This is a genomic window from Janthinobacterium sp. DSP2-3-3 (assembly GCF_049897325.1).
GTDB lineage: Bacteria > Pseudomonadota > Gammaproteobacteria > Burkholderiales > Burkholderiaceae_D > Janthinobacterium.
The window spans coordinates 20,418-45,084 of the sequence record NZ_JAFCWA010000004.1; the positions used below are offsets into that span (position 1 = coordinate 20,418).

Below are 24,667 nucleotides of genomic sequence, written 5' to 3' on the forward strand. Positions count from 1 at the left end.
GTGTTTCCTTTATGATTGTTGTAGTTCCGGACAAGAAAAAAGCCGGCTGCCGCGCCGCGGCTGCCGTGCTGTCGATGACAAGATAGCAAAGCGGCATGCTGGCTAGAAGGGAAATGCGATGAACTGCGTAAAACGCGGGTTGAACTGCAGGCGCATGTACTGGACGCGGCGGCGTCCACCTTAAAAACTGAGCAGGAAACAGGCGCCGGCACCGACTGGACGCGCATGGCGCAAGGTGCCGCCGTTGGCATGGGCCAGGTGGCGCACCAGTGCCAGGCCGATGCCGCGCCCCTGCTTTCTGGTCGAGAAAAACGGCATGAAAATGTGCGCGGCCAGCGTATCGGGCACGCCATGGCCATTGTCGCGCACCTCGATGCGCAGGCGCGCGCCCCGGCTCAGGCGGGCGCTGACCGTGACGCGCGGCGCGGCAATATCGTGCGTGGCTTCGGCGGCATTTTTGAGCAGATTGATCAGCGCCTGTTCCAGCTGGCCTGCATCGATGCGTACTTCCAGCGATGCCGGTTCGACGGAAAATGCCGCCGTGCCACCGCGCGCCTGCCAGGCCGGTGCCAGCAGGGCTTCCAGGCGCTGGAACAGGTGTTCGAGGCGCACCGTTTCGGGCTGCGGTGCGGGCACGTTGGACAGGCTGCGGTAGCTGGCCACGAAATCGGCCAGGCTGGCGGCGCGGCGCGCGATGGCGTCGAGCGCCGTGGCCAGGTCGGCATGGATGTCTTGCGGCAGCAGGGGGCGCACGTCCGCCAGCAGGTCGCAGGCCGTGCGCGATAGCGAGGCGACGGGCGTCAGCGAATTCATGATTTCATGCGTCAGCACTTGTACCAGTTCGCGCCAGGCATTGAGCGCTTCGGCTTCCAGTTCGCTTTCCACCGGCATCAGCGCGGCCAGGTGCTGCGGTGCCCCTTGCAGCGTCAGCGCCGCCACTGCCACCAGTACCCGTTCCACACCCCGCTCCGTGTCAAAACTGAGCAGGCGGCGCTGGCCGGGCGGTTGCGCCGCCAGCAGTTGCTGCCATCGCTGCGGTACGCTCGCATGCCCTGGCGCCAACTGGCGCCGAGCGCATGCATTGAGTGGCGTCACGCTGCGTTCCACGGTGCCGTTCTGGATACGGAACAGGGCAATGGGCGCATGTTCGAGACAGGCTTCGAGTGCCCTCAGCGATTCTTCATCGGGCGTTGGCGGCGCTGCCGCCGCCATGGCCCCTGCCATCGCCGGTTCTTGGCGCGACAAGCGCGGCGCGAGGCGTTGCAGGCAGCGGCACAGCAGCCACGTTGGCGGTAGGGCCAGCAGCAGGCACAGCACGCTCAGACGCGGCGACGCCAGTGCGAAAAAATAGCCGGCGCCGCCGGCCAGCGCCAGCATGGCGGCGATGCTGGCGCTGGCCGTCGTCTTGAGGCTGCGCTCAGATGCCATGTTTGTTCAGCTTGCGGTACAGCGCGGCGCGACTGATGCCCAGGGCCTTGGCCGCATGGCTGATATTGCCGTCGACCTGTTCCAGTGTGCGGTGGATGGCGTCGCGTTCCAGCGCGCCGAGCGTCTGGCGTGCATAGGCAGGTGTCGCGGGCGCCGCTGCCGCCTGGGTGTGGCCGTCGAACAGGCCGAAATCGCTGCACGTGTAGTGCACTTCGCGCCCCAGGATGACGGCACGTTCGCAGGCATGGCGCAGCGCGCGCACATTGCCCGGCCAGTCATGCTGTTGCAGGTAGTCGAGCGCCTCCGCGGCAGGCGCGCGCGCGGGGCGCTGGTACTGGCTTTCGTAGTGCGCCAGGTAATGCCGCAGCAGCATGGCGATATCGTCGCGGCGCGCGCGCAGCGGCGGCACGCGCAGCACGATGGTATTGAGACGGAACAGCAAGTCGGGCCGGAACACGGCCGGATCGAACAGCCGTGCTTCATCGACATTGGTGGCGCTGAGGATGCGCACGTCGATTGCTTCCGGAAGGTCGGCGCCCAGCGGCGTCACTTCGCGCCGTTCCAGTGCCGTCAACAGCTTGGCTTGCGCCGCCAGCGGCAGATTGCCGATTTCATCGAGAAAGAGCGAGCCGCCGCGCGCCGCCTGGAAGCGCCCTGCGCGTTCATGTTTGGCATCGGTGAACGCGCCTTTGCGGTGGCCGAACAATTCGCTTTCGAAGGTTGCCTCGGGTACGGCGCCCATGTCGACCGACAGCAGGGGACCGGCGGCGCGGCGTGAGGCCTGGTGCAGGGCGCGCACCACCAGTTCCTTGCCGACGCCATTTTCACCCAGCACCATCACGTTTGCCTCGGTGGGGCCGACGCTGGCGACCATCGCGCGCAGCTCGCGCATGGCCGGGGAATCGCCCATCAGGTCCGGCGCAGCAGTGCCTGGCATGGCCATGCCGGCGCGGCGCGCCAGCGCCTGTTCGACGGCGGCGGCCAGGCGCGCATTGTCCCAGGGCTTGGTGATGAAATCGCCGGCGCCGCGCTGCAGCGCCGCCACGGCCAGCGGCACATCGGCATACGCCGTCATGGCGATCACGCCAGGCGGTTGCGGCAGCGCGCGCAGCAAGTCGAGCAAGGCCAGGCCTTGTGCGCCATCGGTCTGGCCGGGCTGGAAATTGAGGTCGAGCAGCACCACGTCCGGCACCGCCCGGGCCAACAGCGCGGGCAAGCCTGCAGGGTCGCACAGCGTATCGATTTTGCCGTCGCGGTAGCGCCGCCGCAGCAAAAGCTGTGCGGCGCAGGCGACATCGATATCGTCGTCGAGGATCAGGACGTGGGCTGCGGTGTGGGCCATGGAGAGCATAGTGAGCGTCGGTCGGTGGCGCATTCTAGCAGCCGTGCTGGCGTCGTGGCGGTCGCCGCGGGCATGCCAGTTTGCCGGTGCTGTGCGCTTGCGAACAGCCGCTGTCCGGAAATGGACACTGCGTGGACACTGCGGGACACCGCGTCGCGTCGCCAGGCTTGGCGAACGGCTGCGTGCCGCATGTCCGCGTGGCGTCTGTTGCTGGCACGCTGCTTGCTGATAGATGGCGAATACTTGTGCGAAAGACGTGAAAATAACTATGCCTGCTCCTCAATCTGCCATGCCCCATTTGCCGTCCAGCGGCGCGGCCATGGATACGCGCGTGCCGCGTGGCCGGCGCAAACTTGTCGTTGCCGGTCTGGCGGGCATGCTGCTGGTCGCGCTTGCCGCGGCGGGGTGGTGGGCCATGCCACGCGGCTTGCAGGTGCCTGCCGCCGAATTGCGCATCGGCGTCGTGGCGCGCGGTATTTTCCTCGATGAAGTGGTGGTGCGCGCCAGCGCCGAGCCGCTCCATTCCGTACTCCTCGATTCGGTCGAGTCGGGCCGCATCGAAGAGGTGCTTGTCAGCGATGGCGCGCTGGTCAAGAAGGGCCAGCTGCTGTTCCGCATCTCCAATCCGCAGCGCAACCTGGAACTGCTGGCCCGCAAGGCCGAACATGCGCAGCAGATTTTCAACTTGTCCAACTTGCGTGTGGCGCAGCAGGCCAGCGCCAGCGAACATCAACGCCGCCTCGATGACCTGGCGTTCGCGCTGCAGCAGGGCGGCAAGCAGCATGCGCGCAATGTCAGGCTGGCGGCGCAGGGCTTCATTTCCAGCGTGGCGCTGGAGGAATCGGCCGACAGACTGCTGCAGCAGCAGCGCGCACTGGTGCAGGAGCAGCAGGCGGCGCAGGCGGAATCGCTCGTACGCCGCGATGCGGCCGGCCAGCTTGGCGCATCCATCGCGGGCCTCAGTTCGGGCCTGCTGCTGGTCGGCGCCACGGTCGACGCCCTGGCCGTGCGCGCGCCGTCCGCCGGCCGGCTGACGGACTTCCGCCTGCAGGTGGGCGAGTCGATTGCGACGGGCAAGAATGTGGGCCGCATCGACGACCCTGTGCGCTACAAGCTGTCGGCCAAGGTGGACGAGTTTTACCTGAACCGCATGGCGGCGGGACGGCACGCCAGCATCGTCCAGGCTGGGCAAAGCTACGCGCTGAGCGTGCAGACGATTTATCCGCAGATCAAGGAGGGCCGCTTCACGGTGGAACTGGTGTTCCTGCACGGCCAGCCGCCCGTGCTCAACCCGGGACAAAGCCTCGATGCGCAGATCACCCTGGGCGAGCCGGCCGCCGCGCTGCTGCTGCCGAACGGCGCCTTCATCAACGACAGCGGCGGCGCCTGGGTCTTCGTGCTCGATGTGTCAGGCGGGCAGGCGCAGCGGCGCGCCGTGCGTATCGGCCGGCGCAACAACAGCCAGCTCGAAGTGCTGCAAGGGTTGCAGGCAGGCGAGCGCGTGATCCTGTCGGCCTACGCGGCCTATGGAAATTCCCCCAGATTGCACATTAGCCGGTAAATTCCCCTCATCCTCAATAAAGGTACCACCCATGCTCAAACTAGTCGGCGTCAGCAAGATGCATCAGTCAGGCGATATCCAGACCAAGGCCCTGGATCGCATCGACCTCGAGATCGAGGCGGGCGAATATGTCGCCATCACCGGCCCGTCGGGCTGCGGCAAATCGACCCTGCTGGGTCTGCTGGGTTTGCTCGATATTCCCAGCCATGGCGAATACTGGTTCGAAGGCCAGAATGTGGCGGGGTGGCGCGAAGCGAAGCTCAATGCGCTGCGCCGCGGGCGCATCGGCTTCATCTTCCAGAGCTTCAACCTGATCGAGGAGCTGAGCGTGTTCGAGAACGTGGAGCTGGCACTCGAGTACAACGGCACGCCGGCGCGCGAACGGCGCCAGCGCGTGGCCGCCATGCTCGACAAGCTGGGCGTGGCCCACCGCGCCGGACACCGGCCGTCGCAACTGTCCGGCGGTCAGCAGCAGCGCGTGGCGATCGCGCGCGCACTGGTGGCCGGGCCGGCCGTCTTGCTGGCCGATGAACCGACGGGCAACCTCGATACGGCGCACGGCAATGAAGTCATGCGCCTGCTGCGCAGCATCAATGCCGAGGGCACGACGGTGGTGATGGTGACCCATTCGCCCGACCACGCGGCGCAGGCGTCGCGCACCCTGCATTTGCTGGACGGCCGCGTCATGGTCGACGCCTTGCAGGCCGCATGAAGGCGGCTGATTTTCGCATCGGCTGGCGCCTGCTGGCGCAGCAGCGGGGCGCCTCGGTCGCCGTCATCCTGGGTCTGGCGGTGGGTTTCGCAGCCTGCTTCCTGCTATTGGGCTTTGTCGGCTACAGCCTGGGCTACGATAGCCAGGTGCCGCAGCGCGAGCGCGTGCTGCTGGTCAAGCAGCGCATCAATCTGTTCATCCGCCCCGAGTGGCAGAACTTTGCCTACCTGTCGCTGCGCGACGTGGCGCAGCGCAGCGGCGCCGTTACCATGGCGAGCATCGTCAAGGAACTTGATGTGCCCGTGCAGCGCGGTGAGCGTCCGTATGCGCTGAACGTGCAAGCGGTCGATGTGGATTTCGCCAGCCTGTTTGGCGTGACGGCGCTGCAGGGCGATCTGCGTTCGGCGCTGGCGCAGCCCGATGCGGTGGCGCTGACGCAGACGGCGGCGCGCAAGCTGTTTGCCGACGCGCCCGCGATGGGCCAGTTGCTGCAGATCGGCGGCGTCACGCTGAAGGTGCGCGCCATTCTGCCTGACCATCAACGCAACACCAGCGTGCCGTATGAAGTGTTGGTGGGCACGCTCAGCACTGCCTGGCCGGCGGCGCAGCGCGAGGCCGCCTTTGCCGGCAGGGGGCGCGGCGCCATCTACCTGCAGATGCGCCCCGGCGTGGCACCCGACGCGCTGGCGGCGCTGCTGCAGCAGGCTGTCAACGACTCGCCGCAAGACCGGCAGGTGCGCGGGGCATCCATGGGACGCGCGCTTAACGGGCGCAACGTCACCGACATCGCGCTGCTGCCGCTGGCGCAGGCTTACTTCGATGCGGACCTGTACAACAGCCGCGCGGCGGCGCGCCATGGGCAGCGCGCCAGCATGGTGGGACTGGCCGTGCTGGCGCTGCTGATACTTGCCCTGGCCGTCATCAATTATGTGAATCTGGCCACCGTGCGCACCTTGCGCCGCCAGCGCGAAATTGGCGTGCGCAAGCTGCTTGGTGCGGGTGCGGCGCGCCTGATGCAGCAGTTCCTGGCCGAGTCGGTGCTGACGGCGTTGCTGGCCGCCGCCGCCGGCTTGCTGCTGGCCTGGCTGGCGCTGCCGCTCTTTGCCGAGCTGGTACAGCGGCCGCTGGACGATATGTTCACCGCCTGGCGCTGCGTCGGCGCCTTGCTGTTTGGCGTGTTCACGGGCTTGTGTGCGGGCGCCTATCCCGCCTGGTGTGCGCTGCGTGTGCGGCCCGGTCCCGCGCTGGCGGGCCGCGGCAACAGTGAAACAGCGGCTGGCCTGTGGTTGCGCCGCGTGCTGACGGTATTGCAGTTCGGCGCCGCCATGGCGCTGTGCGCCGCGACCCTGGCGGTCGGCTGGCAATCCTGGTATGGCAGCCACGCCTCGCCCGGCTTCGCGCCGGACGGCTTGCTGGTGCTGGACTTGCCGCCCGGGAGCGAAGAGAGCCCGCAGGCGCGCGCCTTCGAAGAGGCGCTGGCGCGCCTGCCCGGCATCGCCGGCGTGGCGGGCATCCTGGAAGCGGTAGGGCGTGATAGCAGTAAGGTCGTCGGCAGTGTCAGGACGCGCGACGGGCGCGACGTGCGCCTGGAATACAAACCCATGACGCCGGGCTGGTTTGCGCTGTACCGCATCGTGCCCTTGCACGGGCGATTGTTCGATGCGGCGCAGGACCGGATCGGCAGCCAGGTGGTGGTGCTGAATGCGGCGGCGGCGCTGGCGCTGGGCTATCCCACGCCGCAGGCCGCCGTGGGGCAGGCGATGCCGGACGGGCAGGTGATTATCGGCATTGCGCCGCCGATCCGTTTCCAGGACATGCGCCAGGCGGCCCAGCCGATGCTGTTCGATCTGCGCCATGGCGGCGCGCTGTCCTTGCGCAGCAATGATGATGTGGCAGCGGCGCATGCGCGCATCGAGCCGCTGTGGCGGCGCTATTTTCCGGAGCGCATGCTGGCACTGCGCACGGCGCAAAGCCTGTTGACGGCGATGTATGCCGAAGACCTGCGCCTGGCGCGCATGCTCGGCCTGGCCAGCCTGATCGCCATGCTGCTTGCCGCCTTCGGCATTTACGTGCTGTCGGCCTATAGCGTGCAGCGGCGCAGCCGCGAAATTGTGCTGCGCAAGTTGCATGGCGCAGGCCGCGCCGCCATTGCCCGTCTGGTGGGGCGCGAGTTCATGCTGCTGCTCGCCGCCGGCGCCGTATTGGGACTGCCGCTGGCGGCCCTGGGTATCGCGCGCTACCTGGCCGGCTTTGTCGAACGCGCGCCGGTGGGCGCCTGGCCTCTGGCTGCGGCATTGTTGCTGGCCATGCTGGTGGCCTTGCTGGCCACCGTGCGGCACACCTGGTCGGCCATGCGCATGGCGCCGGCGCAAGCCTTGCGCGATTGAGGCGGGCTTGCGGCAGGCGTCGGCCTCGGGCACTCCCGGCCGATGGGCGCCCTGCAATTGCGACGCGTTACAATGGCGAGCGTGCACGTCAGCCAGCACGCGAGATGCTGATACTTATATGTATACGTGCCAGTGTACTTCTGCGCTCTTCGCCTGGGAACAGGATGGGCTTGTCGGCCTGCGCTTGACCTTGGCGGTAGACAGGTCTACTATTAATGACTCAAAAGTAAGTTACTTGGAAAGACACATGCAAGCCCCGATTGATACCAAGCCCCGCTGGGAGCGGCGCAAGGATGCCCGCCCGCAGGAGTTGCTCGCCGCCGCCCTCGACCTGTTTGTCGAACGGGGGTTCGCATCGACGCGCCTGGAGGATGTGGCCAAGCGGGCCGGCGTGTCGAAAGGCACCTTGTACCTGTACTTTGAGAATAAACAAGAGCTGTTCAAGGCCGTGGTGCGCGACAATATCGTGCAGTCGATCGGCGAGGCGGAAGACAGCATGGCCGCCTCGGACAGCAGCAGCGCCGAGTTGTTGCGCAAGGTGATGATGCAGTGGTGGGAAGAGTTCGGCGCCACCAAACTGGCCGGCTTGACCAAGCTGATGCTGGCCGAAGCGAACAATTTCCCGGAACTGGCGCAGTTTTACAACGAAGAAGTCGTCACGCGCGGCAATGGGCTGATCGTCAGCCTGCTGGAACGGGGCATGCAACGCGGCGAATTTCGCCAGGTCGATCCGGTGCTGGTCAGCACCATCCTCAGCGCGCCCGTCACCATGCTGATGATGTGGACGCATTCCTTCCTGCCTTGCGAGGTCAAGAATATCGATCCGCTCGCCTACATGGATGCGTTTATCGACATGAGCTTGCGCAGCCTGCAGGTGGAGGCGCCCGGTAAAAGCTGATGCGCCCGGCCTGGCTAATACCGTTCAGTTGCCCCTTTTCCAAGGTTCGCCCCCCCAAATCTGCAGATCGTCGCAAATTTCCTCCATTTCCCGCCTTTATGGTTAACATGTGCTTTCAGCCAGTTCAACGATAAAATGGCGGATTATTACTTCACTTACCGAGTCCAAAGATGAATATCGAACAAGCCCGCTTCAATATGATCGAACAGCAGATCCGTCCATGGGACGTACTGGATATCGACGTACTGGAGCTGTTGAACGTGGTCAAGCGTGAAGATTTCGTGCCGGCTGCCTATAAAAACCTGGCCTTCGTCGATACCGAAATTCCATTGGGCGGCGGTGAATGCATGCTCACGCCGAAGCTGGAAGCGCGCATTTTGCAAGACGTAGCCGTTAAAAAGCATGAAAATGTGCTGGAGATCGGCACCGGCAGCGGTTACATGGCCGCTTTGCTGGCGCACAAGGCGCGTCATGTGACGAGCGTGGAAATCGTTCCCCAATTGAAAACCCTGGCCGAGCAGAACCTGGTCGCCAATGGCGTGACGAACGTGACCGTGGAACTGGGCGACGGCGCCCAGGGTTGGAGCAAGGGCGCACCGTACGACGTGATCGTCGTCTCCGGCGCCCTGGCTGTGCTGCCGGAAACATTGTTGCAACAAATTAAAGTCGGCGGCCGCATCCTGGCCATCATCGGCGAAGCGCCGATCATGTCGGCGCACCTGATCACGCGCAGCTCGGACAAAGCTTACGACACGCGCAAGCTGTTTGAAACCAATGTTACGCCGCTGCAAGCCGTGGCACCGTCGCATTTCCAGTTCTGAGGCGACCGATTCGATGGAGCATTTGAGCGCACCGCAGCTGGCCGCCTGGCTGGCTGATCCATCCCGCGCGCGTCCCTTGTTGCTGGACGTGCGGGAACAGTGGGAGTTCGACCTGTGCCACCTCGACGGTGCCACCCTGATGCAGATGAACTCGATTCCTGCGCGCATCGATGACCTCGATGAAGATGCCGAGATCGTCTGCATCTGCCATCACGGCATGCGCAGCATGCAAGTGGCGGCCTTCCTGGAGCGCAATGGCTTTGGCAAGATCAGTAATTTGACGGGCGGCGTGCATGCCTGGGCGCTGCAAGTCGACAGCGCGATGCCTAAATACTAAGAGTCTATCCCAGTAGATGAATACATCCCCTGCTGGCGCCCCTCAGAAGCGGGGACTGCGTTGATCGTCGTTGCGTGGCTCGCCACGCGTCCTCCTCACGCCTTGTCCGCGCACCTGATGAACTGCCAGCAGAAGACGCTCCCTACTGGGATAGGCTCTAAGTTATTTTTGCAGTAGATGCACCCAGGCATGTTTTCCTGCATGCCTGCGGAGGCCTGTACCCCGCTCACCCGGCGGGCGCAAGGCAAGCGGTAGCAGATTTTTGATTCCATCAACTTTTGACGACTCCAACGGAGAAATGCAATGCGGAAACCCCTTATCGCCGTGCTGATGACCAGCGCCTTTGTCTCGATGACATGCTCGCTGCAAGCGCAGGCGGCCGATCTCATCCAGGTGTACCAGCAGGCGCTGGCCAATGACGCGCAGTACGCCAGCGCGCGCGCGGCCCTGTCGGCCGGGATGGAGCGGGTTCCGCAGGGGCTGGCAGGCTTGCTGCCGCAGATCTCTGCGTCGGGCAGCAATACGCGCGGCAATACCGAGCAGATTGTCCAGAACAATGGGGGCAACAAGATCACCTCGCCGTCCGTGAACGTGCGTACGAATAGCTACAACCTGACCCTGGCGCAACCGCTGTTTCGTTGGGACCGTTGGGAAACCTATCAGCAAAGCAAGCTGGCGCAAGCGATCGCCGAAGCGCAATTTGCGCAAGTCCAGCAAGACTTGATCACGCGCGTGGCGCAGGCGTATTTCGACGTGCTGAGCGCGCAGGACAACCTGGGCGCCACGCAGGCGCAAAAAGTCGCCACGACGGAGCAACTGGCATCGGCCAAGCGCAATTTCGAAGTCGGCACGCAAACGATTACCGACACGCACGAAGCGCAAGCGGCCTACGACCTGGTGGTGGCGCAGGAATTTGCCGCCATCAATGACCTGGCCAACAAACGCAGTGCCTTGCAAACCATCATCGGTGAAGCGCCAACGAATCTGGCGCCGATGCGCACGGGCGTGGTCATCAGCGCGCCGGAACCGGCCGCCATCGAACCGTGGGTGAGCTCGGCGGAAGAGCAGAACTACGGCGTCGTCACGGCCCAGTTCAACGTGGAGTCAGCCAAGCGCGACATCGGCCGCAACCGCGCCGGCCACTACCCGACCCTGGACCTGATTGCCAACACGGGTCATAGCTACACCTCCGGTGGCGGCAATGGCAACGGCAATAACAACAATGCCATCGGCGTGCAGTGGAGCATCCCGATCTTCAGCGGCTTTGCCGTCACCAGCAAGGTGCGCGAATCGATTGCGCTGGAAAACAAGGCCCGCAACGATCTGGAAACGGCACGCCGCACCGCGTCGCAAGGCGCGCGCCAGGCTTTCCTCGGCGTCAACAGCGGCCTGGCGCAAGTCAAGGCGCTGGAAGCGGCGGAAGTGTCGAGCAAATCGGCGCTGGAGTCGAACCAGCTCGGCTACCAGGTGGGCGTGCGCATCAATATCGACGTCTTGAATGCGCAGAAACAATTGTTCTCGACGCAAAAAGACCTGTCGAAAGCGCGCTACGACACCATCATGAACGGCTTGCGCCTGAAGGCCGCGGCCGGCACCCTGAAGGAAACGGATTTGATGCCCGTCAACGCCTTGCTCGACAAGTAAGCGCGGGTTTGTCCTGAAATGAAAACCAGCACCGGCAACGGCGCTGGTTTTTTTTCGTCTTGAGGTGTTTTCACACGGTGCGGCTGTTGGCGATCTGTGTGAGCACGACACCGGCCACCACCAGGCCCGCGCCGGCCCAGTGCAACGGAGAAATATGCTTGACGGCAAAGCCCAGCAAGCCGTAGCGGTCGATGGCCAGCGCGGCCAGCATTTGGCCGCCGATGACGGCCGCCATGAAGGGGCCGGAACCCATGCGCGGCGCCAGCATCAGTGCGGCTGTAATATACAACACGCCGGCCGCGCCGCCCAGCCAGGACCAGCCCGGCCCGCGCACGGCGAGGTGGAAATCGGGTGCCGGCACGCGCCAGATCAGCATCACCAGCGAAGCGAGCACGGCGCTGACGGCCAGCGAGGCGATGGTGGCCCACAGAGGGTGGCCCAAGTTGCGGCCCAGCGCGGCATTCGCGCCCGCCTGGAAGGGGACGACGGCGCCGGCCAGCATGGCCAGCGGGGCAAATACGGTAATCCATCCTTGCATGTGTGACTCCATCACTGTGAATTGATGGAGTCATCGTATTATGCTGTCATGATTAAATCCAATTCGTAATTTGCCATTCAACTATGCACCAAATGAATAATCTGCGCGCCGTCGATTTGAACTTGCTGGTGATCCTGGAAGCGCTGCTCAGCGAACGCCATCTGTCGCGTGCAGCGCAGCGCTTGCACATGAGCCAGCCTGCCGTCAGCCATGCGCTGTCACGCTTGCGCCATCTGCTCGACGACCCGCTGCTGCTGCGCGGCAAGGGCGGCTTCCAGCCCACGGCGCGCGCTTTGGCGCTGGCGCGGCCGCTGGCCGAAGCCCTGCAAAGCGTGCGCTCCGTGCTGGGCGGCGCCGTCTTCGAGGCGGCCACGACACAACGCGTGTTTCGCCTGGCCATGTCCGACTATGGCGCAGCGTTGATCTTGCCCATCTTGCTGCGCCGTTTGCGCGTGGAAGCGCCCGGCATCGACCTGGCCATCAGCTATGCCAGTCGTCCGGCCGTGGTGGCCGGCGTGCTGGATGGCGAGATCGACCTGGCGCTGGGCGTGTTCCCGCAACTGCCCGAGCAGTTACATAGGGAAACCTTATTTGAGGAAACCTTCGTGTGCGCGCTCGACCCGGCCAGCCTGGCGCCGGATGAAACGCTGAGCCTGACGACCTATCTGGCGCGCCCCCACGTGTTGGTGGCGTCCAGCGAAAGCGGCATGGCGGCCGAAGTCGACGCGGCCCTGGCCCAGCTGGGCCAGGCGCGCCGCATCGCCGTGCGCGTACCGTACTGGACGGTCGCAGCGGATGTCGTGATGGGGACGGATTTGATCCTGATGGTGGCGCGGCGCGCCTTGCGCGGCAACGCGGCGCAGGGGCTGGCACAGCATTCTGCGCCGTTTGCCATCGCGCCGTTTGCGTTTGAAGTGATACGGCACCGTCGCACGGACGGCGATGCGGGGATAGCCTGGCTGCGCGCCGCGATTGCAACGGCCGCGGGGCCAGGCTGAGGTATTACAAGCCGCCGCCCTGGCCGTCGAACTTGCGTTCGATCAATTCGATCTTGTAACCATCCGGATCGGTAATGAAGGCGATGACCGTGTTGCCGCCCTTGACGGGGCCCGGTTCGCGCGTGACGTTGCCGCCATTTGCGCGCGCCGCATCGCAAGCGGCAACGATGTCATCGGCCGAGATGGCGATATGACCATAGGCCGTGCCCAGCTCGTAGCTGGTGGTGCCATAGTTATACGTCAGTTCCAGTTCCGCGTGGTCGGGATTCGCGCCGTAGCCGACGAAGGCCAGCGTGTACTGGTATTCGGGATTGTCGCTGGTGCGCAGCAACTTCATGCCCAGGACCTTGGTGTAAAAATCGATGGAACGCTGCAGGTCGCCGACCCGTAACATGGTGTGCAAAATACGCATCGTAAATCCTTGATGATGATAGGGGAATGGCAGGATTTTATGCGGTTTATGGCTTTCTTGCCGAGACCGCCCCAGCCGCCCTGGTGCAGGACAGCAGCGGACGGTGACGTCAGTGCCCTGGATTTACTCCAGATGGGCGTCCAAGGTGATTTCCGTGGCTAGCAACTTCGACACGGGGCAGCCCAGCTTGGCGCGCAGGGCCGCATCCTGGAACGCTTCGTCGGTGGCGCCGGGAATGGTCGCCACCAGAGTCAGGTGTACGGCCGTGATGGCATAGCTACCATCGATTTTTTCCAAGCTGACATCGGCCGTGGTTTTCAGGGCCGTGGCGCGCAAGCCCGCTTCGCCCAGCTGGCCGGACAGGGCCATGGTGAAGCAGGCGGCATGGGCGGCGCCGATCAGTTCTTCCGGGTTGCTGCCGGGACCGTCTTCAAAGCGCGTGTTGAAGCCATATGCCACATTGTCGAGCGCGCCGCTTTGGGTAGAAATATACCCTTTGCCATCTTTAAGGCCGCCACTCCAGACGGCTGATCCTGTTTTTTTCATGATGTACTCCTTGCGTGGTTCGAGCGTCCATCATGCGCGCCCCGCCCTTGCCCTTCCGTTCGTTGCGTCACACAGAGGGCGCATGCAGGGGCGCATGGGCGGCGCGCGGCATCGGCTCTCACTGCGCCGGCGTCACGCGCCAGATGACATTGCCCACGTCGTCCGCCACCAGCAGCGCGCCCGCCTTGTCGACAGCCACACCGACGGGGCGCCCTTGCGCCTTGCCGTTCTCGTCCAGGAAGCCGCTGACGACATCGTGTGGCGGGCCGCTGGGCACGCCATTGGCGAAGGGCACATGGATGACTTTATAGCCGCTGAAAGGTTTGCGGTTCCACGAGCCGTGCTGGCCGATGAAGGCGCCGCCCCGGTAGCGGGCGGGCAGCAAGGTGCTGTCATAAAACGCCAGTCCCAGCGAGGCCGTGTGCGCGCCAAGCGCGTAATCGGGCGCGATGGCGGTGGCCACCAGTTCGGGGCGCGGCGGCTTGACCCGCGCATCGACGTGCTGGCCGAAATAACTGTAGGGCCAGCCATAGAAGGCGCCGTCCTTGACGGAGGTCATGTAGTCCGGCACCAGGTCGTTGCCCAGCTCGTCGCGCTCATTGACGGTAGTCCACAGGGCGCCCGTTTTGGGTTGCCAGGCCATGCCGTTTGGATTGCGCAAGCCCGTGGCGTACACGCGTGCCTTGCCCGTCGCCCGCGTGACTTGCCAGATGGCGGCACGGCCGTCTTCGGCCGCCATGCCGTTTTCGCCCACATTGCTGTTCGAACCGACGGAAACATAGAGAAATTTGCAATCGGTGCTGGCGACGACGTTCTTGGTCCAGTGGTGGTTGATGGGCCCGCCCGGCAAATCCATCACCTTGACGCCCGGCGCCGTGATGGCCGTTTGCCCGGCGACGTAAGGAAAGCGCATCAGCGCATCGGCATTGGCGATGTACAGCTCGTTGCCGACCAGGGCCATGCCGAACGGCGAGTTCAATCCTTGCAGGAATACGCTGCGCGTGTGCGCCACGCCATGTGCATCGATGCCGCGCAGCAGGGTAATCCGGTTGGCGCTGGGCGTGGCGGCGCCTGCCTTCTTCATCTGCATTTGCATGATGGCGCCCTTGATGCCCTTGCTGTCGTCCGGTTTCGGCGGCGCATTCGTTTCCGCGACGAGCACGTCGCCATTCGGCAGCACGTACAGCCAGCGCGGATGGTCAAGGTCGCGCGCATACGCATGGATGGCCAGGCCCGCCGCGACCACGGGGCGCTGCGCGGCCGTCCAGCGCTGCACGGGCGCCACCTTGACGGTGGGAATGAATTGCTTGTCCGGTGCTGGCAGGGCGGGTTGCGGGCCAAAGCCCACGGGCATGGCGGGCGCCTGGGCGTGGGCCACAGTCGTGCCGCAGGCAGCGGCCAGCAGGAATGAACAGACGTAACGGTGCATGGCGTACTCCATAACGCTACCAGTGCGAGTAGCAGTGCGTGAAAGTTCGATTCAGCGCGTCTTCTTTGGTTCCAGCTGCGCGTCGGGGCGGGCCTGCTGCGGCGCGGCCGGCTTGACCTTTTCCACGCCGGGCTGGGCGCGCCGGTCGGTATCGACCAGGCCGCGTTCCAGGTCGCTGGCCGCCTGTTGCATGATTTTGCGCGGGCGCACGTCTTGCGCGTCGGGCGACTCATCGCGCTCGTGCGGCAGACGGTCGACACCGTCATTTTTAACCTTTTCATCGGTATTGATCTTGCGTTCACTTGGTGGGGTAACCATATGGCCTCCTGACAGTAAAGATGAATGAGCTCAGTGTCCTGCCGCGCCAGGCCGCCTGCAAGCGGATATGTGCATGCTGAGAGCGCTGGCGCACGCATGGACGATTCTTTTTCTGCGCTACACTGCGTGCAACACCAAGAACGCCCCTTGCAGGCACACGTCCGCCGCACTATACTGTGCATATATACAGTATCATGCGATGGCGGCGTGCGACGCGACAGCCTGGGGCGGCTTGCCACTGAATTCATTTCCGAGACTCTTATGCCCGTCGATACACACGCCGAACAGCGCGCCGAACAGCCAGCCGCTACCTTGCCAGCCCCGGGCGAGCGCTTCAACCTGGGCGCCAAGACCATCGCCCTGGTTGTGCGCCAGAATACGGATGGCATTGCCGAGCCCGTGAAAAGCATCGTCGATTTCCTGCAAGTGCTGGGCCATACGGTAGTCTTTGAGGCGGAGACGGCAGCGCACCTGAATCTGGCGTTTCCCGGCGTGCGCGCCATGTCGCCGGCCGAGATCGGTGCTGCCGCCGATTGCGCCATCGTCATGGGCGGCGACGGCACCATGCTGGGCATTGCGCGCCAGCTGGCGCCATTCGACGTCCCCTTGATCGGTATCAATCAAGGGCGCTTGGGTTTCATGACGGATATCCCAATCGAGCGCATGCTGCCCGTGCTGGCGCAAATTCTCGGTGGCCGCTTCAAGGCCGAACGCCGGACCTTGCTCGAAGGCAGTGTGCTGCGCGACGGCGTATCGATTCACGTGGGCATGGCCGTCAACGATGTCGTCGTCTCACGCGGCGGCGGCGCCGGCATGGCTGAATTGCGCGTCGAAGTCGATGGACACTTCATGTACAACCAGCGTTCGGATGGCTTGATCATTTCCACACCCACGGGCTCGACCGCGTACTCGCTGTCGGCCGGCGGCCCCTTGCTGCACCCTACCCTGGGCGGCATCGTGCTCGTGCCGATCGCCCCGCATGCGCTGTCGAACCGCCCCATCGTCCTGCCCGACTCCAGCCAGATCGTCGTGGAAATCGTGCGCGGGCGCGATATCAGCGTCAATTTCGACATGCAGACCTTTGCCAGCCTGGTGCAGCAAGACCGCATCCTCATCCGCCGTTCGCCGCACACGATTACCTTCCTGCATCCGGAAGGGTGGAGTTACTACAACACCCTGCGTGAAAAATTGCACTGGAATGAGTACCCGTCGGGCGAGGGCAAGCTCAGCTAACAGTTTTCCACGTCAACCCGCGGTGCGCCGCCTAACCACAGAAGCCATGCTCCATACACTGTCCATTCGCGATTTTGTCATCGTCGATACTATTGAACTGGAATTTTCCGCCGGCTTCAGCGTGCTGACGGGGGAGACGGGCGCCGGCAAGTCCATCCTCATCGATGCGCTGACCCTGGCGCTGGGCGGACGCGGCGACGCCAGCGTGGTGCGCGAAGGCGCGGCCAAGGCCGACATCACGGCCGATTTTTCCGTCAGCGAGGTGGCGCAGGCCTGGCTGGTGGCACATGAGTTCGCCAACGACGATGGCGGCGCCCTGTTGCGCCGCGTGATCGACAATGCCGGCCGCTCGAAGGCGTATATCAACGGCATCCCCGCCACGGCCGCGCAGTTGCGTGAACTGGGCGATATGCTGGTCGATATCCACGGCCAGCACGCGCACCAGTCGCTGCTGAAAAGCGAGGCGCAGCGCGCCCTGCTCGATGGCCAGGCAACGGCGCGCGAAGCGGGCGTGGAGCAGGATGCGCGGCAGGTGGCGGCGCTGCACAAGCGCTGGCGCGCCCTCGTGCGCCAGCGCGAAGAATTTGAAACGAATGCCGCCAACGTGCTGTACGAGCGCGAACGCCTGGAATGGCAAGTGGGCGAACTGGAAAAATTGGCGGCCAAGCCCGGCGAGTGGACGGACATCACGAACGAACACAGCCGCCTGTCGCACGCGGCCAGCCTGCTGGAAGGGGCGCAGGAAGCCCTGTCCCTCATTTCCGAGTCGGAAGACCACCCCATCGTGTCGCAACTGTCGGCCTTGAACCAGAAGCTGGGCAAGCTGGTGTCCGTGGACGCGGAATTGCAGCCGATCGTTGACCTGATCGAATCGTCGCGCATCCAGCTGCAGGAATCCGTGTACGCGCTGAACAACTATCTGGACCGCGTGGAACTGGACCCTGAGCGGCTGCACCAGCTCGACGCGCGCATGGAAGCCATGCACAGTACGGCCCGTAAATTCCGCGTCACGCCCGAAGAGCTACCGGAGGAACACGCCAAGCTGTCGGAAAAGCTGCAACACTTGGCCGACGCTTCTGACATCGAAGGCTTGCTGCGCCAGGAAGCGAAGATCGAAGCGGAATACCGCGTCGTCGCGGGCCGCCTGTCGGCCACGCGCCAGGCGGCGGCAGTGGAACTGGGGCACGCCGTCACGCGCGCCATGCAGGAACTGAGCATGACGGGCGGCAGCTTCGAAATCGCCCTGCACCCGTGCGTACCGGCCGCCCACGGGCTTGAGCAAGTGGAATTTCTCGTCGCCGGCCATGCGGGCACGGCGCCCCGCTCGCTGGCCAAAGTGGCGTCCGGCGGCGAACTGGCGCGCATCGCGCTGGCGATTTCCGTCATCACCTCGCACGCTACCACCACGCCGACCCTGATCTTCGACGAGGTCGACAGCGGCATTGGCGGCGCCGTCGCCGAAGTGGTGGGGCGCCTGCTGAAACGCCTGGGGCAGGGACGGCAAGTATTGTGCGTGACCCATTTGCCGCAAGTGGCCAGCCAGGCGAACCAGCATTTTCAGGTGGCAAAAAGCACCCTGGACAATGGCAAGACGGCTTCGCGCATCGACATGCTCGATGCCAAGGCCCGTGTGGAAGAAGTGGCGCGCATGCTGGGCGGCCTGGAAATCACGGCCACCACGCGCAAGCACGCGCGCGAATTGCTGGCGATTTGACCTGGGACCTGACGGGCGTGCTGCCTTCGCCAAGCAGTACTCCCCGATGTTGACGCAATGTAACTATAATGGTTGGCCACTCCATCCAACGCCTTAGAAGAGCCTTCATGTCATTTCAAACAGAACCGCCGTACACGCATGGCAGCATCGACCGCAGCGCCGTGGTGCTGGTCAACCTGGGCACGCCCGATGCGCCGACCTCGTCGGCCGTGCGGCGTTACCTGAAGCAATTTTTGTCCGATCCCCGCGTGGTGGAGATTCCCCGCGTCGTCTGGTGGTTCATCCTGAACCTGATTATTTTGCCATTTCGCTCTGGCCAGTCGGCCAAAAAATACGCGTCGATCTGGACGCGCGAGGGTTCGCCCTTGAAAGTGCATACGCAAAAGCAGGCCAAATTGCTGGCCGGCGCCCTGGCCGAGCGTGGCCATGACGGCGTGACGGTGGCCATGGCCATGCGCTACGGTTCGCCTTCCTTGCCCGACGTGCTGGCCAGGCTGAAAAGCGAAGGCTGCGAGCGCATCGCCATCCTGCCAGCCTATCCGCAATACTCGGGCACGACGACGGGCTCCATCTATGACGCCGTGTTCGCTCATTACACCACAGTGCGCAATGTGCCGGAATTGCGTTTTATTAAGCAGTATCACGAGCACGACACGTATATTGACGCCTTACGCGATTCCGTGTTGAATCACTGGGAAGCGCATGGCCGTCCAGAAAAACTGGTGATGAGTTTTCATGGTGTGCCCAAGCGCACCTTGCTGCTGGGCGATCCGTACCACTGCCAATGCCTGAAAACGGCGCGATTGCTAGCGGAAAAGTTAAAGTTAAGTAAAGAGCAATATGTGGTGACCTTCCAGTCGCGCTTTGGCAAGGCCGAATGGCTGCAGCCGTACACGGCACCTACCCTGGTGGCCTTGGCGCAACAGGGCGTTAAGCGCGTCGACCTGCTGTGCCCGGGCTTTACCAGCGATTGCCTGGAAACGCTGGAAGAGATCGCCATGGAAGCCAAGCATGATTTCGAAACGGCCGGCGGCCAGCATTTCCATTACATTGCTTGCCTGAACGAAACGCCAGCCTGGATCGCGGGCATGGCGGAAATTGCCGAACAGCACATGATTGGCTGGCCGACGATGAAGACGGCGCCGCAGCGCGAGGCCGACAAGAAAGCGGGCGAGCATGCGCGCGCTGCGGCCCTGGCGCTGGGCGCTGCGAATTAACGGGTATTGCCATTTGCGCAATAAAAAGCCGCGCTTGCGCGGCTTTGTCATGTCTGGTGTGAGCAAGGCACTATCCAGATAGTAGCGCTGCCAATGGCGATGGCGGCGGCGGGGCTGGTAGAATGCCCGCTTTGCCGTGGGAAGCCTGCAACATCAAGGGGGCGCGCACGGATCGCTGCCCGAAATGGGAAGTGCTTTGTAATAAGCTGTAACATGCAACGATGTAATCGCTGGTTTTAGCATGAATACCCCTTGAAACAATAGGATATAGCCCCATCTGCCCGACAGTGTTGTAAAGATAATTAGACCAACTCATTTAAGTCATTGATTGTAGGAGCTTTCTAGATGCAAGATCAGGAAAACCAAGCTATACCAAATCCGCAAGCGGACGCCGCGGCTCCCGCAGAACCTACTTTGGAAGAGCAGCTGGCGAGTACCGAAGCGCGTCTTGCAGAGATGCACGATGCCTTCATGCGCGCCAAGGCCGATGGTGAAAATATTCGCCGCCGTGCGCAGGAAGATGTTGCTAAAGCGCATAAATTCGCAGTGGAAAGCTTTGCCGAAGCCATGGTGCCGGTAAAAGACAGCCTGGAAACGGCGCTGACGGTGGAAGCACCGACCATCGAATCGCTGAAAGAAGGCGTCGAGCTGACCCTGAAGCAACTGAACGCCGCGTTCGAGCGCAACCGCCTGGTGGAAGTATTACCGGTGCAGGGTGAAAAGCTCGATCCGATGAAACACCAGGCCGTTGCCGTGGTGCCAGCGGAGCAGGAAGCCAATACCATCGTGTCTGTCCTGCAAAAGGGCTATATGATTGCGGACCGCTTGCTGCGCCCAGCCATTGTAACGACCGCGCAAGCAAAATAATCAGAGGGCGGCATCAAGCAAGCCTTGAAACCATGCCGCTTTGCCACATATAAGAACCATCTGAAATCTAGCAAATAAAAGGAAATAAATCATGGGTAGAATTATCGGTATCGATCTGGGAACCACGAATTCCTGCGTTTCCATCATGGAAAACGGTCAACCAAAGGTAATCGAAAACGCTGAAGGCGCACGCACGACGCCGTCGATTATTGCTTATCAAGAAGATGGCGAAATTCTCGTCGGCGCGCCAGCGAAACGCCAGGCCGTGACGAATCCGAAAAACACGCTGTACGCAGTCAAGCGTTTGATCGGTCGCAAGTTCGACGAAAAAGAAGTACAAAAAGACATCTCGCTGATGCCGTACCAAATCATGAAAGCCGACAACGGCGATGCATGGATCGGCGTACGCGACAAAAAACTGGCGCCGCCACAAATTTCCGCTGAAGTGCTGCGCAAGATGAAGAAAACGGCAGAAGACTACCTCGGTGAAGAAGTTACCGAAGCCGTTATCACCGTGCCTGCATACTTCAACGACTCGCAGCGTCAAGCCACCAAGGATGCCGGCCGTATCGCTGGCCTGGACGTCAAGCGCATCATCAACGAGCCAACCGCGGCAGCGCTGGCGTTCGGCCTCGACAAGACCGAAAAAGGCGACCGTAAAATCGCCGTGTATGATTTGGGTGGCGGTACGTTCGACGTGTCGATCATCGAAATCGCAGATGTTGATGGCGAGAAACAATTTGAAGTGCTGTCGACCAATGGCGACACCTTCCTGGGCGGCGAAGACTTCGACCAGCGCATCATCGATTACATCATCGACGAGTTCAAGAAGATCAACGGCATCGATCTGAAAAAAGATCCGATCGCTCTGCAGCGTATCAAGGCCTCGGCCGAGCGTGCGAAGATCGAACTGTCGTCGTCGCAACAAACCGAGATCAACGAGCCGTACATCGCCATGGCGAATGGCGCGCCGGTCCACCTGAACCTGAAGATGACCCGCGCCAAGCTGGAATCGCTGGTGGAAGAACTGATCATCGCGACGATGGAACCTTGCCGCATCGCCATCAAGGATGCCGGTGTAAAAGTGTCCGACATCGACGACATCATCCTGGTCGGCGGCATGACCCGTATGCCGAAGGTGCAGGAAAAAGTGAAGGAATTCTTCGGCAAAGATCCACGCAAAGACGTGAATCCGGACGAAGCCGTGGCAGTGGGCGCAGCGATTCAAGGTTCGGTCCTGTCGGGCGAACGCAAGGACTTGCTGTTGCTGGACGTCACGCCTTTGTCCCTGGGTATCGAAACCCTGGGCGGCGTGATGACCAAGATGATCCACAAAAACACGACGATTCCGACCAAGTTCAGCCAAGTGTTCTCGACGGCGGACGACAACCAGCCTGCGGTGACCATCAAGGTCTTCCAGGGTGAGCGCGAAATCGCTGCCGGCAATAAAGGCCTGGGTGAATTCAATTTGGAAGGCATTCCACCATCGTCGCGCGGCACGCCGCAGATCGAAGTGACCTTCGACATCGACGCCAACGGCATCTTGCACGTCGGCGCGAAAGACAAGGCCACCGGCAAGGAAAACAAGATCACGATCAAGGCCAATTCCGGCTTGACCGAGGCTGAAATCCAGAAGATGGTGAAAGACGCCGAGTTGAACGCGGAAGAAGACAAGAAGGTCAAAGAATTGGCCGAGTCGCGCAACCAGGCCGATGCTCTGGTACACTCGACCCGGAAATCCTTGACCGAATACGGCGACAAGCTGGATGCGGGCGAGAAAGAGAAGATCGAAGCGGCTATCACCGACCTGGAAGCAAGCATCAAGGCGGGCGACAAGGCTGAGATCGACGCCAAGGTGGCTGCACTGTCGAGCGCATCGCAGAAGCTGGGCGAAAAAATGTATGCCGACATGCAAGCGCAGCAAGCTGCCGGCGGCGCGGAAGGTGCACAGCAAGCCGCTGGCGCATCGGACGCAGGCGCCAAACAAGATGACGTTGTTGACGCTGACTTCAAAGAAGTCAAAGACAGCAAGTAATGAAGTAATGTCTTGCGCTCCCATGAACTGGGGGCAGCCGGGCTGAACGCTACATCGCGGGATTAGCCGCGAAGACCGGCCGAGCCGAGTCGTTGCCCAGTGCAGCACTCGACTCGGCTTTTTCGTGTAATTTTTACATCAGTAGATAGACTGCAAGGTGCCGACAACATGGCAAAGCGTGATTTTTACGAGACACTCGGTGTCGCAAAAAATGCTTCGGAAGAAGAGATCAAAAAGTCTTACCGTAAACTGGCGATGAAATACCATCCGGACCGCAATCCGGATAGTAAGGAATCGGAAGAAAAGTTTAAGGAAGTCAAAGAAGCTTACGAGATGCTGACCAATCCGGAAAAGCGCGATGCGTATGACCGCTATGGTCACGCTGGCGTGGACCCGAATATGGGCGGCGGTGGCGGCTTCGGCGGCGGTGCTGGCGGCTTTGCCGACAGCTTCGGCGATATCTTCGGCGACATCTTTGGCGGTGGCGGTGGACGCAGCCGCAATGCCGGACCACAGGTGTACCGTGGCGCCGACTTGCGCTACAACCTGGAAATTACACTGGAGCAAGCTGCGCACGGCTTCGACACGACCATCCGCGTGCCGAGCTGGGACAAGTGCGACACGTGCCACGGTAGCGGCGCCAAGCCGGGTACTTCGCCGACCACCTGCGGTACTTGCGGTGGTCACGGGCAGGTGCGCATGCAGCAAGGTTTCTTCAGCATCCAGCAAACCTGTCCGAAATGCCATGGCAGCGGCAAGGTCATCACCGACCCCTGCACGCCGTGCGGCGGCGCCGGTCGCATCAAGCGCAACAAGACGCTGGAAGTGAAAATTCCAGTCGGTATCGACAACGGCATGCGTATCCGCTCGTCCGGCAACGGCGAACCGGGCACGAATGGCGGCCCGGCGGGCGACCTGTATGTGGAAATCCACATCAAGCCGCACGCCGTGTTCCAGCGCGAAGGCGACGACCTGCATTGCGAAATGCCGATCTCGTTTACCAAGGCGGCCTTGGGCGGCGAAATCGAAGTGCCTACCCTGAACGGCAAAGTGTCGTTCACGATTCCTGAAGGTACCCAGTCGGGTAAGACCTTCCGCCTGAAAGGCAAGGGCATCAAGGGCGTGCGCTCCGGTTACGCGGGCGACCTGTTCTGCCACGTGGCCATCGAAACACCGGTGAAGCTGACGGAAAAACAAAAAGACCTGCTGCGCGACTTTGAAAAGTCGACCACCGAGGGCGGTGCCAAGCACAGTCCGCAAAGCAAGACCTGGAAAGACAAGGTCAAGGACTTTTTTGAGTAAGCACACGTAACACCATGCGCCGGGATGCTTAAACATCCCGGCGTTTTTTTCACTACGACTGAGAAAATGCGCACATCGCCGGCCTACGGGCGCGATCTGCCGCCCTCAGTCGTACTCACATAATGGGAGCGATATGACCGAACCGAAAAATGGCCAGGCCCTGGCGGAACTGCTGCAGCGCAACCGCCGCTGGGCCGACTCGATGGTGGCGAAAGACCCGAACTTCTTCAAAAACCTGGAAGCGCAAACGTCGCCCGAATACCTGTGGATCGGCTGTTCCGACAGCCGCGTGCCCGCCAACGAACTGCTGGGCATGGCGCCTGGCGACGTGTTTGTCCACCGTAACATTGCCAATGTGGTCGTGCACTCCGACCTCAATTGCCTGTCCGTCCTGCAATTTGCCGTGGACGTGCTGAAAGTCAAACATGTCATCATCGTCGGCCATTACGGCTGCAAGGGCGTGCATGCGGCCATGACGGGCACGCGCATCGGCCTGGTCGATAACTGGCTGCGCCACGTGCAGGACGTGGGCCAGAAGCATGAACGCTACCTGGGCGACGTGCTGACCAGCCGCCAGCGCGGCGACCGCCTGTGCGAACTGAATGTGGTCGAGCAGGTCTTGAACGTGTGCCAGACCACCATCGTGCAAGATGCGTGGGAACGGGGCCAGGAACTCAGCGTCCATGGCTGGGTCTATGGCTTGAAGGATGGTTTGCTGAACGACCTGGAAGTGACGGTCACGGCTGGCCACGAGCTGGCGCCGCGCATGGCGGCCCGCCTGGCTCGCTACGAAGCAACGGCGTAAGCAGCGCCGGCGCCGCGCCAGATCCCTGGCCACGCCGATGCCTGTCGCAGCGTGGCGCAACGCGCCGCGCATATCCATATAGTAAATGCTTCGTTTGCAAGGAACGCCGGCCGGCATACAGTG

General features: G+C 62.7%; 22 protein-coding genes. 15 read left to right on the top strand and 7 right to left on the bottom strand.

Annotation, left to right across the window (positions count from 1 at the left end):
• Positions 1–180 precede the first annotated feature (180 nt).
• Positions 181–1,428: a sensor histidine kinase gene (locus tag ACP7DE_RS09085; protein WP_426071799.1), complete on the bottom strand. Its 1,248-nt coding sequence runs from the start codon at positions 1,426–1,428 to the stop codon at positions 181–183.
• The gene (locus ACP7DE_RS09090; RefSeq protein ID WP_426071800.1) at positions 1,418–2,770 is read right to left on the bottom strand and encodes a sigma-54-dependent transcriptional regulator; all 1,353 of its coding nucleotides are present in this window, start codon (positions 2,768–2,770) and stop codon (positions 1,418–1,420) included. Before ACP7DE_RS09090 ends, ACP7DE_RS09085 begins: the two co-directional genes overlap by 11 nt.
• A 268-nt stretch (positions 2,771–3,038) precedes the next feature.
• Between ACP7DE_RS09090 and ACP7DE_RS09095 the strand changes: the two genes are divergently transcribed.
• From ACP7DE_RS09095 to ACP7DE_RS09125, 7 genes are all read left to right on the top strand, one after another.
• On the top strand, positions 3,039–4,331 hold the full coding sequence (locus tag ACP7DE_RS09095) for an efflux RND transporter periplasmic adaptor subunit (protein ID WP_426071801.1): 1,293 nt from the start codon (positions 3,039–3,041) through the stop codon (positions 4,329–4,331).
• A gap of 31 nt (positions 4,332–4,362) precedes the next feature.
• On the top strand, positions 4,363–5,043 hold the full coding sequence (locus ACP7DE_RS09100; RefSeq protein WP_426071802.1) for an ABC transporter ATP-binding protein: 681 nt from the start codon (positions 4,363–4,365) through the stop codon (positions 5,041–5,043).
• Positions 5,040–7,430, top strand: a complete 2,391-nt coding sequence (locus ACP7DE_RS09105) for an ABC transporter permease (RefSeq protein ID WP_426071803.1) — start codon at positions 5,040–5,042, stop codon at positions 7,428–7,430. Before ACP7DE_RS09100 ends, ACP7DE_RS09105 begins: the two co-directional genes overlap by 4 nt.
• 247 nt (positions 7,431–7,677) lie before the next feature.
• The gene (locus ACP7DE_RS09110) at positions 7,678–8,328 is read left to right on the top strand and encodes a TetR/AcrR family transcriptional regulator (protein WP_353659779.1); all 651 of its coding nucleotides are present in this window, start codon (positions 7,678–7,680) and stop codon (positions 8,326–8,328) included.
• A 170-nt stretch (positions 8,329–8,498) separates the two neighbouring features.
• Positions 8,499–9,149 (top strand): protein-L-isoaspartate O-methyltransferase family protein, encoded by a 651-nt coding sequence (locus tag ACP7DE_RS09115; RefSeq protein WP_426071804.1) that lies wholly within the window; start codon positions 8,499–8,501, stop codon positions 9,147–9,149.
• 13 nt (positions 9,150–9,162) lie between these two features.
• Complete coding sequence (locus ACP7DE_RS09120; protein WP_426071805.1) at positions 9,163–9,486, top strand: rhodanese-like domain-containing protein; 324 nt, start codon at positions 9,163–9,165, stop codon at positions 9,484–9,486.
• A gap of 303 nt (positions 9,487–9,789) precedes the next feature.
• On the top strand, positions 9,790–11,130 hold the full coding sequence (locus tag ACP7DE_RS09125; protein WP_426071806.1) for a TolC family outer membrane protein: 1,341 nt from the start codon (positions 9,790–9,792) through the stop codon (positions 11,128–11,130).
• 70 nt (positions 11,131–11,200) lie between these two features.
• Here ACP7DE_RS09125 and ACP7DE_RS09130 read toward each other — a convergent pair whose 3' ends face one another.
• Positions 11,201–11,668 (bottom strand): DMT family transporter, encoded by a 468-nt coding sequence (locus ACP7DE_RS09130; protein ID WP_426071807.1) that lies wholly within the window; start codon positions 11,666–11,668, stop codon positions 11,201–11,203.
• 92 nt (positions 11,669–11,760) lie between these two features.
• On the opposite strand from ACP7DE_RS09130, the gene ACP7DE_RS09135 reads away from it, so the two are divergent.
• Positions 11,761–12,666, top strand: a complete 906-nt coding sequence (locus tag ACP7DE_RS09135) for a LysR substrate-binding domain-containing protein (protein ID WP_426071808.1) — start codon at positions 11,761–11,763, stop codon at positions 12,664–12,666.
• A gap of 4 nt (positions 12,667–12,670) precedes the next feature.
• On the opposite strand, the gene gloA is transcribed toward ACP7DE_RS09135, so the two are convergent.
• From gloA to ACP7DE_RS09155, 4 genes are all read right to left on the bottom strand, one after another.
• Positions 12,671–13,078: a lactoylglutathione lyase gene (gene gloA / locus ACP7DE_RS09140; RefSeq protein WP_152282084.1), complete on the bottom strand. Its 408-nt coding sequence runs from the start codon at positions 13,076–13,078 to the stop codon at positions 12,671–12,673.
• 123 nt (positions 13,079–13,201) lie between these two features.
• Positions 13,202–13,624 (bottom strand): OsmC family protein, encoded by a 423-nt coding sequence (locus ACP7DE_RS09145; RefSeq protein WP_426071809.1) that lies wholly within the window; start codon positions 13,622–13,624, stop codon positions 13,202–13,204.
• A 118-nt stretch (positions 13,625–13,742) separates the two neighbouring features.
• A complete protein-coding gene (locus ACP7DE_RS09150; protein WP_426071810.1) occupies positions 13,743–15,053 on the bottom strand; it encodes a PQQ-dependent sugar dehydrogenase in 1,311 nt (436 codons plus the stop codon).
• Positions 15,054–15,104: 51 nt separating this feature from the next.
• On the bottom strand, positions 15,105–15,371 hold the full coding sequence (locus ACP7DE_RS09155; RefSeq protein ID WP_426071811.1) for a hypothetical protein: 267 nt from the start codon (positions 15,369–15,371) through the stop codon (positions 15,105–15,107).
• Positions 15,372–15,632: 261 nt separating this feature from the next.
• Here ACP7DE_RS09155 and ACP7DE_RS09160 point away from each other — a divergent pair, with 261 nt between their 5' ends.
• From ACP7DE_RS09160 to can, 7 genes are all read left to right on the top strand, one after another.
• Positions 15,633–16,604, top strand: coding sequence for an NAD kinase (locus ACP7DE_RS09160; RefSeq protein WP_426071812.1), 972 nt, complete (start codon positions 15,633–15,635; stop codon positions 16,602–16,604).
• 46 nt (positions 16,605–16,650) lie between these two features.
• Positions 16,651–18,318, top strand: a complete 1,668-nt coding sequence (gene recN, locus ACP7DE_RS09165; RefSeq protein WP_426071813.1) for a DNA repair protein RecN — start codon at positions 16,651–16,653, stop codon at positions 18,316–18,318.
• 107 nt (positions 18,319–18,425) lie between these two features.
• Positions 18,426–19,535: a ferrochelatase gene (gene hemH / locus ACP7DE_RS09170; RefSeq protein WP_426071814.1), complete on the top strand. Its 1,110-nt coding sequence runs from the start codon at positions 18,426–18,428 to the stop codon at positions 19,533–19,535.
• Positions 19,536–19,880: 345 nt separating this feature from the next.
• Positions 19,881–20,402 (top strand): nucleotide exchange factor GrpE, encoded by a 522-nt coding sequence (grpE, locus tag ACP7DE_RS09175; protein ID WP_426071815.1) that lies wholly within the window; start codon positions 19,881–19,883, stop codon positions 20,400–20,402.
• A 91-nt stretch (positions 20,403–20,493) separates the two neighbouring features.
• Complete coding sequence (dnaK, locus tag ACP7DE_RS09180) at positions 20,494–22,437, top strand: molecular chaperone DnaK (RefSeq protein WP_099761960.1); 1,944 nt, start codon at positions 20,494–20,496, stop codon at positions 22,435–22,437.
• Positions 22,438–22,605: 168 nt separating this feature from the next.
• On the top strand, positions 22,606–23,739 hold the full coding sequence (gene dnaJ, locus ACP7DE_RS09185) for a molecular chaperone DnaJ (protein WP_219115251.1): 1,134 nt from the start codon (positions 22,606–22,608) through the stop codon (positions 23,737–23,739).
• A 133-nt stretch (positions 23,740–23,872) separates the two neighbouring features.
• A complete protein-coding gene (can, locus tag ACP7DE_RS09190; RefSeq protein WP_426071816.1) occupies positions 23,873–24,544 on the top strand; it encodes a carbonate dehydratase in 672 nt (223 codons plus the stop codon).
• Positions 24,545–24,667: the final 123 nt, after the last annotated feature.

What these genes read in the sequence shown, in the direction of transcription:
- ACP7DE_RS09085 (WP_426071799.1), bottom strand. Translation starts at nt 1,428, where the DNA reads ATGGCATCTGAGCGCAGCCTCAAGACGACGGCCAGCGCCAGCATCGCC.
- ACP7DE_RS09090 (WP_426071800.1), bottom strand. Translation starts at nt 2,770, where the DNA reads ATGGCCCACACCGCAGCCCACGTCCTGATCCTCGACGACGATATCGAT.
- ACP7DE_RS09095 (WP_426071801.1), top strand. Translation starts at nt 3,039, where the DNA reads ATGCCTGCTCCTCAATCTGCCATGCCCCATTTGCCGTCCAGCGGCGCG.
- ACP7DE_RS09100 (WP_426071802.1), top strand. Translation starts at nt 4,363, where the DNA reads ATGCTCAAACTAGTCGGCGTCAGCAAGATGCATCAGTCAGGCGATATC.
- ACP7DE_RS09105 (WP_426071803.1), top strand. Translation starts at nt 5,040, where the DNA reads ATGAAGGCGGCTGATTTTCGCATCGGCTGGCGCCTGCTGGCGCAGCAG.
- ACP7DE_RS09110 (WP_353659779.1), top strand. Translation starts at nt 7,678, where the DNA reads ATGCAAGCCCCGATTGATACCAAGCCCCGCTGGGAGCGGCGCAAGGAT.
- ACP7DE_RS09115 (WP_426071804.1), top strand. Translation starts at nt 8,499, where the DNA reads ATGAATATCGAACAAGCCCGCTTCAATATGATCGAACAGCAGATCCGT.
- ACP7DE_RS09120 (WP_426071805.1), top strand. Translation starts at nt 9,163, where the DNA reads ATGGAGCATTTGAGCGCACCGCAGCTGGCCGCCTGGCTGGCTGATCCA.
- ACP7DE_RS09125 (WP_426071806.1), top strand. Translation starts at nt 9,790, where the DNA reads ATGCGGAAACCCCTTATCGCCGTGCTGATGACCAGCGCCTTTGTCTCG.
- ACP7DE_RS09130 (WP_426071807.1), bottom strand. Translation starts at nt 11,668, where the DNA reads ATGCAAGGATGGATTACCGTATTTGCCCCGCTGGCCATGCTGGCCGGC.
- ACP7DE_RS09135 (WP_426071808.1), top strand. Translation starts at nt 11,761, where the DNA reads ATGAATAATCTGCGCGCCGTCGATTTGAACTTGCTGGTGATCCTGGAA.
- gloA (WP_152282084.1), bottom strand. Translation starts at nt 13,078, where the DNA reads ATGCGTATTTTGCACACCATGTTACGGGTCGGCGACCTGCAGCGTTCC.
- ACP7DE_RS09145 (WP_426071809.1), bottom strand. Translation starts at nt 13,624, where the DNA reads ATGAAAAAAACAGGATCAGCCGTCTGGAGTGGCGGCCTTAAAGATGGC.
- ACP7DE_RS09150 (WP_426071810.1), bottom strand. Translation starts at nt 15,053, where the DNA reads ATGCACCGTTACGTCTGTTCATTCCTGCTGGCCGCTGCCTGCGGCACG.
- ACP7DE_RS09155 (WP_426071811.1), bottom strand. Translation starts at nt 15,371, where the DNA reads ATGGTTACCCCACCAAGTGAACGCAAGATCAATACCGATGAAAAGGTT.
- ACP7DE_RS09160 (WP_426071812.1), top strand. Translation starts at nt 15,633, where the DNA reads ATGCCCGTCGATACACACGCCGAACAGCGCGCCGAACAGCCAGCCGCT.
- recN (WP_426071813.1), top strand. Translation starts at nt 16,651, where the DNA reads ATGCTCCATACACTGTCCATTCGCGATTTTGTCATCGTCGATACTATT.
- hemH (WP_426071814.1), top strand. Translation starts at nt 18,426, where the DNA reads ATGTCATTTCAAACAGAACCGCCGTACACGCATGGCAGCATCGACCGC.
- grpE (WP_426071815.1), top strand. Translation starts at nt 19,881, where the DNA reads ATGCAAGATCAGGAAAACCAAGCTATACCAAATCCGCAAGCGGACGCC.
- dnaK (WP_099761960.1), top strand. Translation starts at nt 20,494, where the DNA reads ATGGGTAGAATTATCGGTATCGATCTGGGAACCACGAATTCCTGCGTT.
- dnaJ (WP_219115251.1), top strand. Translation starts at nt 22,606, where the DNA reads ATGGCAAAGCGTGATTTTTACGAGACACTCGGTGTCGCAAAAAATGCT.
- can (WP_426071816.1), top strand. Translation starts at nt 23,873, where the DNA reads ATGACCGAACCGAAAAATGGCCAGGCCCTGGCGGAACTGCTGCAGCGC.